Origin of the sequence: Serratia sp. Z4 (genome assembly GCF_009900725.1) — a bacterium.
Classification (GTDB): domain Bacteria; phylum Pseudomonadota; class Gammaproteobacteria; order Enterobacterales; family Enterobacteriaceae; genus Serratia; species Serratia nematodiphila.
Genome location: NZ_JAAABD010000003.1, coordinates 233,363 through 248,265 on the forward strand (window position 1 = coordinate 233,363; position 14,903 = coordinate 248,265).

Below are 14,903 nucleotides of genomic sequence, written 5' to 3' on the forward strand. Positions count from 1 at the left end.
TCGAACTAAAACGCCCTCTATACTCACTTCATGACTGTGGTTCGCAGGGCGCTATGTCCTGCACAGATTTGGAGAGACGTACTGTGACTAACATCATTCGTCAATTTTTACGTCAGGAAGCCGCGGGCGGTATCATTCTGATCGCGGCGGCGATCGTCGCCCTGATCATGGCCAACACCCCGGCGCAGGGGATCTATCAGGCATTCCTTAACCTGCCGGTGATGGTGAAGGTAGCTTCGCTGGAGATCGCTAAACCGCTGCTGCTGTGGATAAACGACGGCCTGATGGCCATCTTCTTCCTGGTGGTGGGGCTCGAGGTCAAGCGCGAGCTGATGCAAGGCTCGCTGTCCGGGCGTGACAAGGCGGTGTTTCCGGCGATCGCCGCGCTGGGCGGCATGTTGGCGCCGGCGCTGATTTACCTGCTGTTCAACGGCGCGGATGAAGTTACCCGCCAGGGTTGGGCGATCCCGGCCGCGACCGACATCGCCTTTGCGCTGGGCGTCATGGCGCTGCTGGGCAACCGCGTGCCAACCAGCCTGAAAGTGTTCCTGTTGGCGCTGGCGATCATCGATGACCTGGGCGTGATCATCATCATCGCGCTGTTCTACACCCACGAAGTGTCGATGGTGGCGCTGGGCGTGGCGGCGGCGGCGACGGCGCTGCTGGCGGTGATGAACTGGCGCGGCGTGGGCAAGACCTCGCTGTACATGATGGTCGGCCTGGTGCTGTGGGTGGCGATCCTCAAGTCCGGGGTGCATGCGACGCTGGCCGGGGTGATTGTCGGCTTTATGATCCCGTTGAACGTCAAAAAGGGGCCATCGCCGTCGGAAACGCTGGAGCATGAGCTGCACCCTTGGGTGGCGTTCATGATCCTGCCGCTGTTCGCTTTCGCCAACGCCGGGGTCTCTTTGCAGGGCGTATCGCTGGAGGGATTGACGTCGCTGCTGCCGGTTGGGATTGCGGCTGGCCTGTTTATCGGCAAGCCGCTGGGGATTTTCCTCTTCAGCCTGCTGGCGGTGAAAATGGGCATCGCCCGTTTGCCTGAAGGTATCGGCTTCAAACAGGTGTTTGCCGTTTCGGTGCTTTGCGGCATTGGTTTTACCATGTCGATTTTTATCGCCTCGCTGGCGTTCGGCGATGCGGATGCGGCGCTCAGCACCTATTCCCGCCTGGGGATCCTGTTGGGCTCCACCACTGCGGCGGTGGTAGGGTATGGATTACTGCGTCTGGCGTTGCCGCGCGTGCGTTAATCCTGAATGTGCCCGGTAAGGGCACATAATAAAATGGCTGGTCGGAGCTGTACGGTATAAAATATGTGCAGCTTCGGCCGTTCTTCGTTGGGACTAATGGGGCTATACGTTGTCTGAAGCAGGGAAAGGAAGTTTGTCGCTCGTCACGGCACACCGTTTGCCGCTGCGAAACGTTGTTAAGGAGAGCCGCTCGTGAGGATGTCGCATATCAACTTTAATCACCTTTACTATTTCTGGCAGGTCTGCAAGGCCGGTTCCGTGGTCGGTGCCGCCGAAGCGTTGTTTCTGACGCCGCAGACCATCACCGGCCAGATCAAAGCGCTGGAAGAGCGGTTGGACGGCAAGCTGTTCAAACGCCAGGGGCGCGGGTTGGTGCCTTCGGAGCTGGGGCAGCTGGTGTTCCGCTATGCCGACAAGATGTTCATGCTCAGTCAGGAAATGCTGGATATCGTCAACTACCGCAAAGAGTCCAACCTGTTGTTCGACGTCGGCGTGGCGGACGCGCTGTCGAAGCGGCTGGTCAGCCAGGTATTGGAAACGGCGGTGGTGGTGGACAACGAGCAGATCCACCTGCGTTGCTTTGAATCGACGCACGAGATGCTGCTGGAGCAGCTCAGCCAGCACAAGCTGGATATGATCCTGTCGGATTGCCCGGTGGACTCTAGCCAGCAGGAAGGGCTGTTCTCGCTGAAGCTGGGCGAGTGCGGCATCAGCTTTTTCTGTCGCCAGCCGGCGCCGGAGCTGCCGTTTCCGGCCTGTCTGGAGCAGCGCAAGCTGCTGATCCCCGGCCGTCGTTCGATGTTGGGGCGCAAGCTGCTCAACTGGTTCAATACGCAGGGTATTCAGGTGGAAATTCTGGGCGAGTTCGACGATGCGGCGCTGATGAAGGCCTTCGGCATGTACCACAATGCGATCTTCGTGGCGCCGACGCTGTATGCGCAGGATACCTACAACGATGACAACGTGGTGGAGATTGGGCGCATCGACAGCGTGCAGGAGGAGTATTACATCATCTTCGCCGAGCGCATGATCCAGCATCCGGCGGTGCAGCGCGTCTGCAACAAAGACTTCTCGGCGCTGTTTTCCTGCTAGCGGTTCACTGAACGCAGGACGTAAAAAAACCGGCCTGAGCCGGTTTTTTTATCAAGCAGATAACGAAATGCTTATTGCATTGCGTTGATGCGTGCAGTCAGGTTTGACTTATGACGCGCTGCTTTGTTTTTGTGGATCAGGCCTTTAGCTGCCTGACGGTCCACCAGTGGCTGCATTACCAGGAATGCATTTTGTGCTGCTTCTTTGTCGCCAGCTGCGATAGCTGCGTCTACCTTCTTGATGAAGGTACGCACCATTGAGCGACGGCTTGCGTTATGCTTGCGGCGTTTCTCAGACTGTACGGCGCGTTTCTTAGCTGATTTGATATTAGCCAAGGTCCAACTCCCAAATATATTCTATTGAGGACAATTCAAAGGCCGAGGAATATGCCCTTTTAGCCTTCGTTTGTCAATGGATTTGTGCAAATAAGCGCCGTTTGTACAGGCGGCACTCGCTACGTTGTGATGGCGCAGGATTTTACCAGCTTCGCTCTTGGGAATACAGTGTTTCGCGAGAAAATTCGCCAATGATTTGCCGCGGCGGGCGCAAGCCGTTGGCCGCGGTCGAGAATCGCCCCGGCAGCGCCGGATAAACTGTGGCGAAGCCGTTTCACGCACAGATTATCTCCGGTATGGTATGTCTATTACATAAAGGCACCAATCGCGGGTTAACCTTACCGGCTGTACAAGGTATAATCCGCCGATTTCCACTGTTTTGAGCCAGCTATGGAGCTAATTCGCGGCATTCACAATATCCGGGCGCGCCACCATGGTTGCGTGCTCACCATCGGCAACTTTGACGGCGTGCATCGCGGCCATCAGGCGTTGCTGGAACAGTTGAAGCAACAGGGGAAACGCCTCGGGCTGCCGGTGATGGTCATGATCTTTGAGCCGCAGCCGCTGGAGATGTTCGCCGCAGACAAAGCGCCGGCCCGCTTGACGCGCCTGCGCGACAAGGCCAACTATCTGGCGCAGGCGGGCGTCGATTACCTGCTGTGCGTCAAGTTCGATCCGCGTTTCGCCGCCAACACCGCGCAGGCGTTCGTCGCCGAGCTGCTGGTGGAAAAACTGGGCGTCAAATTCCTGATGGTGGGGGATGATTTTCGCTTTGGCGCCGGGCGTCAGGGCGATTTTCCGCTATTGCAGCAGGCCGGAAAAGAGTACGGCTTCGACGTGGTCAGCACCCCGACCTTCCGCGAAGGCGAGCGGCGCATCAGCAGCACCGCGATCCGCACCGCGCTGAGCGAGGACGATCTGCCGCTGGCGGAGACCCTGCTGGGCCACCCGTACAGCATTTCCGGGCGCGTGGTGCACGGCGACGAGCTGGGGCGCACCATCGGCTTCCCGACTGCCAATTTGCCGCTCAAGCGTCTGGTGGCACCGGTGAAAGGAGTGTATGCGGTGGAAGTGTACGGCCTGGGGCCGAAGCCGCTGCCGGGCGTGGCCAATATCGGCACGCGCCCGACCGTCGCCGGCGTGCGCCAGCAGCTGGAAGTGCATCTGCTGGATGTCACAATGGATCTTTACGGGCGCCATATTGAGGTGGTGCTCCGCGCAAAATTGCGCAATGAACAGCGGTTTGCTTCGCTCGATGCCCTTAAGCAGCAAATCGCCAATGATGTGGTGACGGCCCGGAAGTTCTTCGGGTTAAAAACACTGGTTTAATCGTTTACCCTAAACAATTCGAGTTGCATCGCGGCGGCAACCGCGCGAACCCCGATGAGCTTGCATAGGCAAGTGATTCGGGTGAGAAAGGGCGGCCGACAAAGATGCAGCTTGAAGTGTGACGGGTAAATAGCCGAAAACGGAAACGAGAATCTCATGAGTGACTACAAGAATACCCTGAACTTGCCGGAAACAGGGTTCCCGATGCGCGGCGATCTCGCCAAGCGCGAACCTGGCATGCTGCAACGTTGGTATGAACAGGATCTGTACGGGATTATTCGTACTGCCAAAAAGGGCAAAAAAACCTTCATTTTGCATGACGGCCCTCCGTATGCGAACGGCAGCATTCACATTGGTCACTCGGTTAACAAGATTCTCAAAGACATTATCATCAAGTCGAAAGGGATGGCCGGCTTCGACTCGCCTTATGTGCCGGGTTGGGACTGCCACGGCCTGCCGATCGAACTGAAGGTTGAGCAACTGTACGGCAAGCCGGGCGAGAAGCTGACGGCGGCCGAGTTCCGCCAGAAGTGCCGCGAGTACGCGGCCGAGCAGGTTGAAGGCCAGAAGAAGGACTTCATCCGTCTGGGCGTGTTGGGCGACTGGGATCGTCCGTACCTGACGATGGACTTCAAAACCGAAGCCAACATCATCCGCGCGCTGGGCAAGATCATCAGCAACGGCCACCTGCTGAAAGGCGCCAAGCCGGTTCACTGGTGCACCGACTGCGGCTCGTCGCTGGCGGAAGCGGAAGTGGAGTACTACGACAAGACTTCGCCGTCGATCGACGTGAGCTTCCATGCGGCCGACGCGGCTGCCGTGGCGGCCAAGTTCGGCGTGAGCCACTTCAACGGCGCCATCTCGCTGGTTATCTGGACCACCACGCCGTGGACCTTGCCGGCCAACCGCGCGATCTCGCTGCACCCGGACTTCACCTATCAGCTGGTGCAGGTTGACGGCCAGTGCCTGATCCTGGCGGCCGAACTGGTGGAAAGCGTGATGAAACGCGCCGGCATCACCGAGTGGACGGTGCTGGGCAGCTGCAAAGGCGCCGATCTGGAGCTGCTGCGCTTCAAACACCCGTTCATGGACTTCGACGTGCCGGCGATCCTCGGCGAGCACGTGACGCTGGACGCCGGTACCGGTGCGGTGCATACCGCGCCGGGCCACGGCCCGGACGACTTCGTGATCGGCCAGAAATACGGCCTGGAAGTGGCCAACCCGGTAGGGCCGAACGGCTGCTACCTGACCGGCACCTACCCGCTGCTGGACGGCAAGTTCGTCTTCAAGGCCAACGATCTGATCGTCGATCTGCTGCGTGAGAAAGGCGCGCTGCTGCACGTCGAGAAGTTCCTGCACAGCTATCCGTGCTGCTGGCGCCACAAGACGCCGATCATCTTCCGCGCCACGCCGCAGTGGTTCATCAGCATGGATCAGAAAGGCCTGCGTCAGCAGTCGCTGGAAGAGATCAAGGGCGTGCAGTGGATCCCGGATTGGGGCCAGGCGCGCATCGAAATGATGGTCGCCAACCGCCCGGACTGGTGTATCTCGCGTCAGCGCACCTGGGGCGTGCCGATGTCGCTGTTCGTGCATAAAGAGACCGAACAGCTGCACCCGCGCAGCGTTGAGCTGATGGAAGAAGTGGCCAAGCGCGTCGAGCAAGACGGCATTCAGGCCTGGTGGGATCTGGACGCGGCTGACATCCTCGGCGCGGAAGCCGCCGACTACGTGAAAGTGCCGGATACGCTGGACGTGTGGTTCGATTCCGGTTCCACCCACGCCTCGGTTGTCGACGTGCGTCCTGAATTCAACGGCCACGGCGCCGACATGTATCTGGAAGGCTCCGACCAACACCGCGGCTGGTTCATGTCATCGCTGATGATCTCCACCGCGATGAAGGGCAAGGCGCCGTACAAGGAAGTGCTGACCCACGGCTTCACCGTCGACGGCCAGGGCCGCAAGATGTCCAAGTCGATCGGCAACACCGTCAGCCCGCAGGACGTGATGAACAAGCTGGGCGGCGACATTCTGCGTCTGTGGGTGGCGTCGACCGATTACACCGGCGAGATCGCGGTGTCCGACGAGATCCTCAAGCGTTCCGCCGACTCTTATCGCCGCATCCGCAACACCGCGCGCTTCCTGCTGGCCAACCTGAACGGGTTCGAGCCGAGCACCGATTGCGTGGCGCCTGAAGACATGGTGGTGCTGGATCGCTGGGCGGTCGGCCGCGCGCTGGCGGCGCAGCAGGATATCGAGCAGGCTTACGCCAACTACGATTTCCACGAAGTGGTGCAGCGCCTGATGCAGTTCTGCTCGGTCGAGATGGGCTCCTTCTACCTGGATATCATCAAGGATCGTCAGTACACCGCCAAGAGCGACAGCGTCGCTCGCCGCAGCTGCCAGACCGCGCTGTATCACATCGTCGAAGCGCTGGTGCGCTGGATGGCGCCGATCATGTCGTTCACCGCAGACGAGATCTGGGGCTTCATGCCGGGCAAACGCGCGCAGTACGTGTTCACTGAAGAGTGGTACGACGGCCTGTTCGGGCTGGCGGAAGGCGAGCCGATGAACGACGCTTTCTGGGCTGAGCTGCTGAAAGTGCGCGGTGAAGTGAACAAGGTGCTGGAGCAGGCGCGTGCCGACAAACGCCTCGGCGGTTCGCTGGAAGCGGCGGTGACGCTGTATGCCGACAGCGAGTTGGCGGCGCGTCTGAACAGCCTGCAGGATGAGCTGCGCTTTGTGCTGCTGACCTCTGCGGCAAGCGTTGCGCCATTGGCGGATGCGCCGGCCGATGCGCAGGCCTCCGAGCTGTTGAAAGGGCTGAAGATCGCCTTCAGCACAGCGCCAGGTGAGAAGTGCCCGCGCTGCTGGCATTACACCACCGATATCGGCCTGGTGGCGGAGCATGCAGACATCTGCGGCCGCTGTGTGAGCAACGTCGCCGGTGACGGCGAGAAGCGTAACTTTGCCTGAGAACTTGCGCCTGATGAGTAAACCAATTTGTTCGACCGGCCTGCGTTGGCTGTGGGTTGTGGTGGCGGTGCTGGCGCTGGATTTCGGAAGCAAACAGTGGATCCTCGCTAACTTTACGCTGGGCCAGTCCCAGCCGTTGATCCCGTCGTTCAACCTGTTTTACGCGCGCAACTACGGCGCCGCGTTCAGCTTCCTGGCCGACCATGGCGGCTGGCAGCGCTGGTTCTTTGCCGGCATCGCCATCGCCATCGTCGCGGTGCTGCTGGTGATGATGTACCGCAGCACCGCGCAGCAGAAGCTGAACAACATCGCCTACGCCTTTATTATCGGCGGGGCGTTGGGCAACCTGTTCGATCGCCTGTGGCACGGTTTCGTGGTCGACTTCATCGACTTCTACGTCGGTGACTGGCACTACCCGACCTTCAATCTGGCGGACAGCTTTATCTGCGTGGGTGCGGCGATGATCGTGCTGGAAGGTTTCCTGTCGCCGGCGAGCAAAGGCGCAAAGAGTAAAGGTGAGTAATATGACGGCTCAGGTTATCAGTGACAGCGCGGTGCTGGTTCACTTCACGCTGAAACTGGAAGACGGTTCGACCGCCGAATCCACCCGCAGCAGCGGCAAACCGGCGCTGTTCCGCCTGGGTGACGGCAGCCTGTCGGCGCCGCTGGAAGAGCAACTGCTCGGCCTGCGCGCGGGTGACAAGTGCGCCTTTACCCTGCAGCCGGAAGCGGCGTTCGGCGCGGAGAACCCGGATCTGGTCCAGTTCTTCTCGCGCCGCGACTTCGCGGAAACCGGCGTGCCGGACGTGGGCACCATCATGCTGTTTACCGCCATCGACGGCAGTGAAATGCCGGGCGTGGTGCGCGCGGTGGCGGAAGATTCGATCACCGTCGATTTCAACCATCCGCTGGCGGGCCATCCGGTGACCTTCGACATCGAAGTGCTGGAGATCGATCCGCAGCAGGAGGAGACGCATGCAAATATTGCTGGCTAACCCGCGCGGCTTCTGCGCCGGGGTTGATCGTGCGATCAGCATCGTGGAACGCGCGCTGGAGCTGTATGGCGCGCCGATCTACGTAAGGCATGAAGTGGTGCACAACCGCTACGTGGTCGACAGCCTGCGTGAGCGCGGCGCCGTGTTTATCGAAGAGATCGCCGAAGTGCCGGACGGCTCTATCCTGATCTTTTCGGCGCACGGCGTGTCTCAGGCGGTGCGCGCCGAAGCCAAGGCGCGCGATCTGACCATGCTGTTCGACGCCACCTGTCCGCTGGTGACCAAGGTGCATATGGAAGTGGCGCGTGCCAGCCGCCGCGGCACCGAAGCGATTCTGATCGGCCATGCCGGGCATCCGGAGGTGGAAGGCACCATGGGCCAGTACAGCAATCCGCAGGGCGGCATGTACCTGGTCGAGTCGCCGGATGACGTGTGGAAACTGCAGGTGAAAGACGAAAACAACCTGTGCTTCATGACGCAGACCACGCTGTCGGTGGATGATACCTCGGACGTGATCGACGCGCTGCGTCAACGCTTCCCGAGCATTATCGGTCCGCGCAAGGATGACATTTGCTACGCCACCACCAACCGTCAGGAAGCGGTGCGCAACCTGGCCGGCGATGCGGACGTGGTGCTGGTGGTGGGGTCGAAGAACTCCTCCAACTCTAACCGTCTGGCGGAACTGGCGCAGCGCGTTGGAAAACCGGCTTATCTGATCGATTCGGCGGCGGATATTCAGGAAAGCTGGCTGAGCGAAGCGCGCAATATTGGCGTTACCGCCGGCGCCTCGGCACCGGATGTGCTGGTGCAGGAGGTGATCTCCCGCCTGAAAGCGCTGGGCGGCCTGGACGTGCATGAAATCAGCGGGCGTGAAGAGAACATCGTGTTCGAAGTGCCGAAAGAGCTGCGCGTGGACGTCCGTCAGATTGACTGAGGTGCGTGAGTGAATGACAACGGGGAGCTTAGGCTTCCCGTTTTTTTTGGAATGCCAACGGCATTGAAAATAAAATGCTGAGTATATTCAAATTTTCTGCTAACTAAAGTCAAATTTATTCTGAGTATTTGAAATAGCGGTGGCGTCATTAATTATATAGGCTGAATGAAGTCATTAAATAGAATATCATTAGGCTGCAATCTAAATAGGGCCTGGTGTCGTCAACGTGATTACAATAATTACAATAGTAGTCTTGCAGATGTTTCTTATTTTATTCTTGTCGAATCTGTTCTAGGTCGTTTAATCCTTTCTCCTTTAAATAGAGCTTCATATGCTCCAGCAATCGCCGGACTTTTAATGGCTGGATCTCCCGTCTCGGCATAATGGCATAGCAATTAATTTCCGGTAATCGCCAGTCGGGCAATATTTCAATCAGCTCGCCGCTGCGCAACTCTCGTTCAACGTTGGCGAAGAAATTGCGAATGATGCCTTTGCCGGTCAGCGCCAGCTCCTTCATCGCCATGCCGCTGTTGGTGAACAGTCGCCCGGTCATGCGCATGCGGTGCTCGCCGCCGTCGCGATGGATCAGGCGAACAAACTGCGGATTGCCGAGCGGCGTAAAGGTGACCCAATGATGATGGGTCAGCGCCTGAGGCGAATCCGGCACCCCGTGGTGTGCCAGATAGGCCGGGGACGCGCACAGCACTTCGCGGCAGCGCGCCAGCCGCGTTGAGACGTAGCTGGAGTCAGCCAGCGCGCCGCCGCGTATTGCCAGATCGATGCGTTGCGCGATGAGGTCTATTCTCTCATCGTGGATTTCCAACCGCAGCGTGATGCGCGGGTGTTCGTCGAGGAAGCTCTGCAGCGCCGGCACCAGATAATGGGTGGCGAATTCGGTCGAGGTGGCGACGCGCAGTTCACCGACCAGCTCACCGCGCAGCGCGGCGATCCGCTGTTGCCCGCGCTCGGCGGCGTGGATCATCAGCAGACAATCTTCATAAAAGCACAATCCGGCTTCGGTCAGGCTCAATGAGCGCGTCGATCGCAACAGTAATTGAATGCCCAGATGTTCCTCCAGCTGGCGAATATGCTGGCTGACGGCCGATGTCGTCATGCCCAATTCTTTTGCCGCCATGCTGAATGCGCCACAATCGACCACTTTTGAGAAAATGGCCATGCGTTTTAAAATATTGCTCATAGTTTGTTAAGCACAACTTAACCTAGATTGTGATTTATACGGGCTAATAATATAGCACCATCTTTCCTATATTGCCTGAAGCATATAAACGACGGGCTGATTATTATTTTGCATGCGTTTTATCTCTTTTTGATAAATCTTATTGCGCTTGCCAATAATACACCCGCGCCACATCGCAACAGGAGCTCATTGTGGATAGCGCACAGAAAAAAGAAGAAATAGCATTAAAAATCCTACGTGAATTATTGCAATATCGACGTCGCCTCATCGCCGACGATGCTTCTCTGGCTGAAGAAGAGCGGCAGGTCACTCAGGTGCAATTGCCGCGCATTCGGGCATTCATTGAAAACGACCAGCGCATCGAATTCGTGCTGCCGGCTTTTCCGACCAAGTCACCCAACGCCAATAAGGTGATAGGCGCGGTGCCGGACATGGCGGAGCGGCTGTCGCTGATCTTCCTCAACTCGCTGTGCCAGCGTATTCAACTCTATTACCCGCCGGGCGCGCATATCGTTATCTGTTCCGACGGCCACGTGTTCGGCGATCTGATCCGCGTCAGCGACGAAGCGATCAACCATTATCAACGCGAGATTGAAAGCCTGCTGCATGAAGTGGGCGCAACCCACCTGAGCGTGTTCAACCTCGGCGATGTCAAAGGCCTGGCGGAGCATACCGATGACTACGATCTGCTGCGCCGGCTGTTGGTGGACGGTTATGCCGAATCGGAAGAGGCGATCAAGCGCCAGCTGATGCAGGACGAGCAGGGATTAATGCTGTATCGCGCCATCACGCGCTTCTTGTATGAAGACAGCCTCCTGCCGGGCTACAGCGGTTCCAACGCCGCGCTGCAAAAAGACGCCAAACGGCGCGCCTGCGGCGTTATCCAGCGCAGCTGGGCCTGGGGCAACCTGCTGGCCCAGCATTTCCCGGCGGCGATCCGCCTGTCGATTCACCCGCAGCCGGCCGACAGCCTGAAGATAGGCATCCACATGATGCCGACCAAAGACGACTGGCTGACGCCGTGGCATGGCGTGGCAGCCAACGTGAACGGCCAGTTCGTGCTGATGAAGCGTAAAGATGCGCAGAGCCTGGACGGCGAATTGGTGGAGATCCGCGGCACGCCGAGCCATTACCTGATCGAACAACCGCAGATGGCCTGAGGCCGCTGCAGGCTTTTGCGCCCGAAATCCTGGCGGACGCGTTTTGACGGCACGTTGCCGTGTGAGCAGCACATTCGATGCAAGGAGAATCACCGATGAATAACCAACCGCTTAATTGCCATATTCAACCGAATACCCCGTTCGGCGCGATCCTGACGCCGCAGCATCCGGGGCAAAAGATCGGCGAACTGCCGGTGGCAGCGCTGCGGGCGCTGGCGCAGGAGCATCACTTGCTGGTGCTGCGCGGATTCGACTCCGGTTTTAGCGATGGGGAGGTTTTGACGCGCTACGCCGAGCAGTGGGGCGAGATCATGATGTGGCCGTTTGGCGCGGTGCTGGACGTGAAGGAACATCCGGACGCCAAGGATCATATTTTCGACAGCAGCTACGTCCCGCTGCATTGGGATGGCATGTATAAGCCGACCATCCCCGAGTTCCAGTTATTCCACTGCGTGGCGGCGCCGTCGCCGGACGAAGGCGGATGCACCACCTTCGTCGACACCACGCGCTTGCTGGCCAATGCGGACGAAGCGTTGCTGGAGCAGTGGCTGTCGGTCTCGATCACCTACCGCATCAAGCAGGTGGTGCACTACGGCGGTGAAGTCTGTTCGCCGCTGGTGGTGCAGCACCCGAACGGCAGGGGCTTGATCATGCGCTACAATGAACCGCCGACGGAGGGGAAAAAATTCCTCAATCAACATGCGCTGGAATATCACGGCGTGCCGGAACAACAGCAGGAACAGTTCCACCACACTCTGCAGCAGCATCTGTACGATCCGCGTCACTATTATGCCCACCAATGGCAACAGGGCGACGTGGTGGTGGCGGACAACTTCTCGCTGTTGCACGGCCGCGAGGGCTTTACCGCCCGTTCCGCGCGTCATTTGCAGCGCGTGCATATTCAAAGCAATCCGGTGTGCGCCAATCTGGCGCTGAAGCCGGCCAACGCAGAAGCTTAAAAGGAGCATTATGGCAAGGATACTGATGGCGGCGGTCGCCACTCCGGGGCACGTCTACCCGATGTTAGCTATCGCTCGCCACCTGATTGCCCAAGGGCATCAGGTGCGGGTGATGACCGGCGCGCTGTTCCGCGAACGCGCCGAGGCGGCGGGCGCGAGCTTCGTGCCGTTCGACGCGCAGGTGGATTTCGATTACCGCCACCTGGAGCAGCACTTCCCCGAGCGCGCCGCCCTGCCGCCGGGCAATGCACAGATGGCGCTGGCGCTGAAAGATTTCTTCGCCGCGCCGATCCCGCTGCTGGATCGGCAACTGCGTGCGACTATCGCTGCCGAAGACACCGATCTGCTGATGGTGGAGAACTGCTTCTACGGCGTGCTGCCGCTGCTGCAGTCTGCCGAACGGCCGCCGGTCTTCGGTATCGGCGTTACGCCGCTGTCGTATTCTTCGCGCGATGCTATTTTTTATGGCCCGCGCATCCCGCCGGCGCTGCTGCCGCAGGCGTTGACCCGTGAGCAGTTGGTGGATGAAGAAACGCGCGTGCTGCTCGATGAAGTACAGCAGAGCTTCGATGCGGCGCTGGTGCAGGCGGGCGGGCGGGCGCTGGATCGCCCGTTCACCGACGCGCTGATCGGCGGCTGCGAGCGTTTCCTGCAGCTGGCTACCACGGCGCTGGAATATGAGCGCGACGATCTGCCGAGCGGCGTGCGCTTCGTCGGCCCGCTGCGCAGCGGCGGCCAGCCGGCGTCGGAAGAGACGCTGTGGGAGGCGGACGACCGCCGGCCGCTGGTGATCGTGTCTCAGGGCACGTTGGCCAATGTCGATTTGCATCAGCTGATCGTGCCGACGCTGCAGGCGCTGGCGCATCTGCCGGTGCGGGTGTTGGCCACCACCGGCGGGCGGGCGACGGAAGGACTGATGGACGCGCTGCCGGCCAATGCCAGAGTGCGGGAGTTTATCTCCTTCGAACGCTGGTTGCCGGAGACGGCGCTGCTGATCACCAACGGCGGTTACGGCTCGATCAACTATGCGCTGAACAGCGGCGTGCCGCTGATCGTCGCCGGCACCGGCGAAGACAAACTGGAGGCGGCCGCGCGCGTGGTCGCCGCCGGCTGCGGCATCAGCCTGCACACCAGCACGCCAAGCCCTGAACAGATCCTGGCGGCGGCGACGCGCATTCTGCAGCAGCCGATCTATCGCCAGCGCGCGGCGCTGGTGCGTGAGGACTATGCCCGCCACGATGCGCTGACGGCGATCGCCAACGAAGTGGCCGCCATTACCGCCTGACATCGCCGCACTCCGTTCCTCAGGCGCCGTTTTCGGCGCCTTTTTTCTGCATTTTTTTGCCATGGAAACTGCATGATTATGTACAATCGTCGCAGGCCGCCAAATCGGTTGAATGTTAATCTCACGACAGCGCCGCTGATGAAAACGGGGGAATATCATAATTTTCTAATTATGAAATGAATCCTCTGGCGGCGCTGCAGCGGGGCAGTTACCCTGAATCGATAGCCTAATGGGATAGGCGTCAAATCAAGAAGAGAGCAAGCATGAGTGATTCACAAATCCGCATTGCGATTGCGGGCGCCGGCGGCCGGATGGGCCGTCAGTTGATCCAGGCGGTGCAGCAGGCGGAAGGCGTGGTGTTGGGCGCGGCGTTGTCGCGCCCGGGTTCAAGCCTGATCGGCGTCGATGCCGGCGAGTTGGCGGGCATTGGCGCGCTGGGCGTCAAGGTAAGCGACAGCCTGGAGAAAGTGGCGAGCGAGTTCGACATTTTGATCGACTTCACCCGCCCGGAAAGCACGCGGAACTACCTGGATTTTTGCGTGGCGCACCACAAGGCGATGGTGATTGGCACCACCGGCTTCGATGACGCGGGCAAGAAGGCGATCCGCGCTGCAGCGCAGCATATCGGCATCGTGTTCGCCGCCAACTTCAGCGTCGGCGTCAACCTGGTGCTGAAACTGCTGGAGAAGGCCGCGCAGGTGATGGGCGACTATACCGATATCGAAATCGTCGAGGCGCACCACCGCCACAAAGTGGATGCGCCGTCGGGCACGGCGTTGGCGATGGGCGAAGCGATCGCCGGCGCGCTGGGGCGCGATCTGAAAAGCTGTGCGGTCTATGCGCGCGAAGGCCATACCGGCGAGCGCGATCCGAAGAGCATCGGCTTTGCCACCATTCGCGCCGGCGACATCGTCGGCGAGCATACCGCGATGTTCGCCGACATCGGTGAACGGGTGGAAATTACCCATAAGGCTTCCAGCCGCATGACTTTTGCCAGCGGTGCGGTGCGCGCGGCTGCCTGGCTGCATAACCGGGATAAAGGTTTATTTGATATGCGAGACGTGTTGAATTTGGACCAGTTATAATTGATTTGCATACCATCGTGATGTGGTTGTATTGATCATAATGCTATGATAATCGGGCAATAATTTTATTGTCCTTTTTTTTAACATGATAAATATCATGTTGATTTTATTTCATTGCCAAAGCTGTTATTTGTCTGTGTTTACTTTGCTAATCATCTCCTTTTTTTCCACCCTCGGCTTTTTCAGCGTCTTTTTTGTCCCATTCCGGCGCTATTTTCCGTCATTCTTCCCCGCAACCGTTTTCCAGCCCCGGTTTTCTGTGTTTTTATCGCCGCTCAAGCCGCATGAGCGCCGAGAACTGCAAAAAT

13 protein-coding genes are annotated in these 14,903 nt (G+C 59.2%); 11 read left to right on the forward strand and 2 right to left on the reverse strand.

Annotated elements, in window-relative coordinates; genetic code table 11:
- The first annotated feature begins 83 nt into the window (after positions 1-83).
- Together nhaA and nhaR are read left to right on the forward strand one after the other, a co-directional pair.
- Positions 84-1,250: a Na+/H+ antiporter NhaA gene (gene nhaA, locus GT753_RS15065; protein ID WP_021505367.1), complete on the forward strand. Its 1,167-nt coding sequence runs from the start codon at positions 84-86 to the stop codon at positions 1,248-1,250.
- A 192-nt stretch (positions 1,251-1,442) separates the two neighbouring features.
- Positions 1,443-2,342, forward strand: a complete 900-nt coding sequence (gene nhaR, locus GT753_RS15070; protein WP_004932962.1) for a transcriptional activator NhaR — start codon at positions 1,443-1,445, stop codon at positions 2,340-2,342.
- Between the two features lie 71 nt (positions 2,343-2,413).
- On the opposite strand, the gene rpsT is transcribed toward nhaR, so the two are convergent.
- Positions 2,414-2,677, reverse strand: coding sequence for a 30S ribosomal protein S20 (gene rpsT / locus GT753_RS15075; protein WP_004932960.1), 264 nt, complete (start codon positions 2,675-2,677; stop codon positions 2,414-2,416).
- Positions 2,678-3,067: 390 nt separating this feature from the next.
- Here rpsT and ribF point away from each other — a divergent pair, with 390 nt between their 5' ends.
- The 5 genes from ribF to ispH all read left to right on the forward strand — a co-directional run bounded on the left by ribF (position 3,068) and on the right by ispH (position 8,908).
- A complete protein-coding gene (gene ribF, locus GT753_RS15085; RefSeq protein WP_015376612.1) occupies positions 3,068-4,006 on the forward strand; it encodes a bifunctional riboflavin kinase/FAD synthetase in 939 nt (312 codons plus the stop codon).
- A gap of 156 nt (positions 4,007-4,162) precedes the next feature.
- A complete protein-coding gene (gene ileS, locus GT753_RS15090; RefSeq protein WP_049241985.1) occupies positions 4,163-6,979 on the forward strand; it encodes an isoleucine--tRNA ligase in 2,817 nt (938 codons plus the stop codon).
- 13 nt (positions 6,980-6,992) lie between these two features.
- Positions 6,993-7,502, forward strand: a complete 510-nt coding sequence (lspA, locus tag GT753_RS15095) for a signal peptidase II (RefSeq protein ID WP_004932951.1) — start codon at positions 6,993-6,995, stop codon at positions 7,500-7,502.
- 1 nt (position 7,503) lies between these two features.
- Positions 7,504-7,974, forward strand: a complete 471-nt coding sequence (gene fkpB, locus GT753_RS15100; RefSeq protein ID WP_004932949.1) for an FKBP-type peptidyl-prolyl cis-trans isomerase — start codon at positions 7,504-7,506, stop codon at positions 7,972-7,974.
- Positions 7,955-8,908 (forward strand): 4-hydroxy-3-methylbut-2-enyl diphosphate reductase, encoded by a 954-nt coding sequence (gene ispH / locus GT753_RS15105; protein ID WP_004932946.1) that lies wholly within the window; start codon positions 7,955-7,957, stop codon positions 8,906-8,908. The genes fkpB and ispH overlap by 20 nt, the downstream gene beginning before the upstream one ends.
- Before the next feature lie 271 nt (positions 8,909-9,179).
- Here ispH and GT753_RS15110 read toward each other — a convergent pair whose 3' ends face one another.
- A complete protein-coding gene (locus tag GT753_RS15110) occupies positions 9,180-10,106 on the reverse strand; it encodes a LysR family transcriptional regulator (protein ID WP_004932941.1) in 927 nt (308 codons plus the stop codon).
- A gap of 191 nt (positions 10,107-10,297) precedes the next feature.
- Between GT753_RS15110 and pvcA the strand changes: the two genes are divergently transcribed.
- The 4 genes from pvcA (at position 10,298) to dapB (ending at position 14,595) form a co-directional block, all read left to right on the forward strand.
- On the forward strand, positions 10,298-11,266 hold the full coding sequence (gene pvcA, locus GT753_RS15115; protein ID WP_004932937.1) for an L-tyrosine isonitrile synthase: 969 nt from the start codon (positions 10,298-10,300) through the stop codon (positions 11,264-11,266).
- Positions 11,267-11,361: 95 nt separating this feature from the next.
- Positions 11,362-12,225 (forward strand): TauD/TfdA family dioxygenase, encoded by an 864-nt coding sequence (locus GT753_RS15120; protein ID WP_004932933.1) that lies wholly within the window; start codon positions 11,362-11,364, stop codon positions 12,223-12,225.
- A gap of 25 nt (positions 12,226-12,250) precedes the next feature.
- Positions 12,251-13,510 carry a glycosyltransferase gene (locus GT753_RS15125; RefSeq protein WP_160125757.1) on the forward strand — a complete coding sequence of 420 codons (1,260 nt, stop codon included), beginning with the start codon at positions 12,251-12,253 and terminating at the stop codon, positions 13,508-13,510.
- A gap of 263 nt (positions 13,511-13,773) precedes the next feature.
- Positions 13,774-14,595: a 4-hydroxy-tetrahydrodipicolinate reductase gene (gene dapB / locus GT753_RS15130; protein ID WP_160125731.1), complete on the forward strand. Its 822-nt coding sequence runs from the start codon at positions 13,774-13,776 to the stop codon at positions 14,593-14,595.
- Positions 14,596-14,903: the final 308 nt, after the last annotated feature.

Excerpts from the sequence above, each read along its gene's own strand:
- ribF (WP_015376612.1), top strand. The coding sequence starts at position 3,068 with ATGGAGCTAATTCGCGGCATTCACAATATCCGGGCGCGCCACCATGGT.
- ileS (WP_049241985.1), top strand. The coding sequence starts at position 4,163 with ATGAGTGACTACAAGAATACCCTGAACTTGCCGGAAACAGGGTTCCCG.
- lspA (WP_004932951.1), top strand. The coding sequence starts at position 6,993 with ATGAGTAAACCAATTTGTTCGACCGGCCTGCGTTGGCTGTGGGTTGTG.
- fkpB (WP_004932949.1), top strand. The coding sequence starts at position 7,504 with ATGACGGCTCAGGTTATCAGTGACAGCGCGGTGCTGGTTCACTTCACG.
- ispH (WP_004932946.1), top strand. The coding sequence starts at position 7,955 with ATGCAAATATTGCTGGCTAACCCGCGCGGCTTCTGCGCCGGGGTTGAT.
- GT753_RS15110 (WP_004932941.1), bottom strand. The coding sequence starts at position 10,106 with ATGAGCAATATTTTAAAACGCATGGCCATTTTCTCAAAAGTGGTCGAT.
- GT753_RS15120 (WP_004932933.1), top strand. The coding sequence starts at position 11,362 with ATGAATAACCAACCGCTTAATTGCCATATTCAACCGAATACCCCGTTC.
- GT753_RS15125 (WP_160125757.1), top strand. The coding sequence starts at position 12,251 with ATGGCGGCGGTCGCCACTCCGGGGCACGTCTACCCGATGTTAGCTATC.
- dapB (WP_160125731.1), top strand. The coding sequence starts at position 13,774 with ATGAGTGATTCACAAATCCGCATTGCGATTGCGGGCGCCGGCGGCCGG.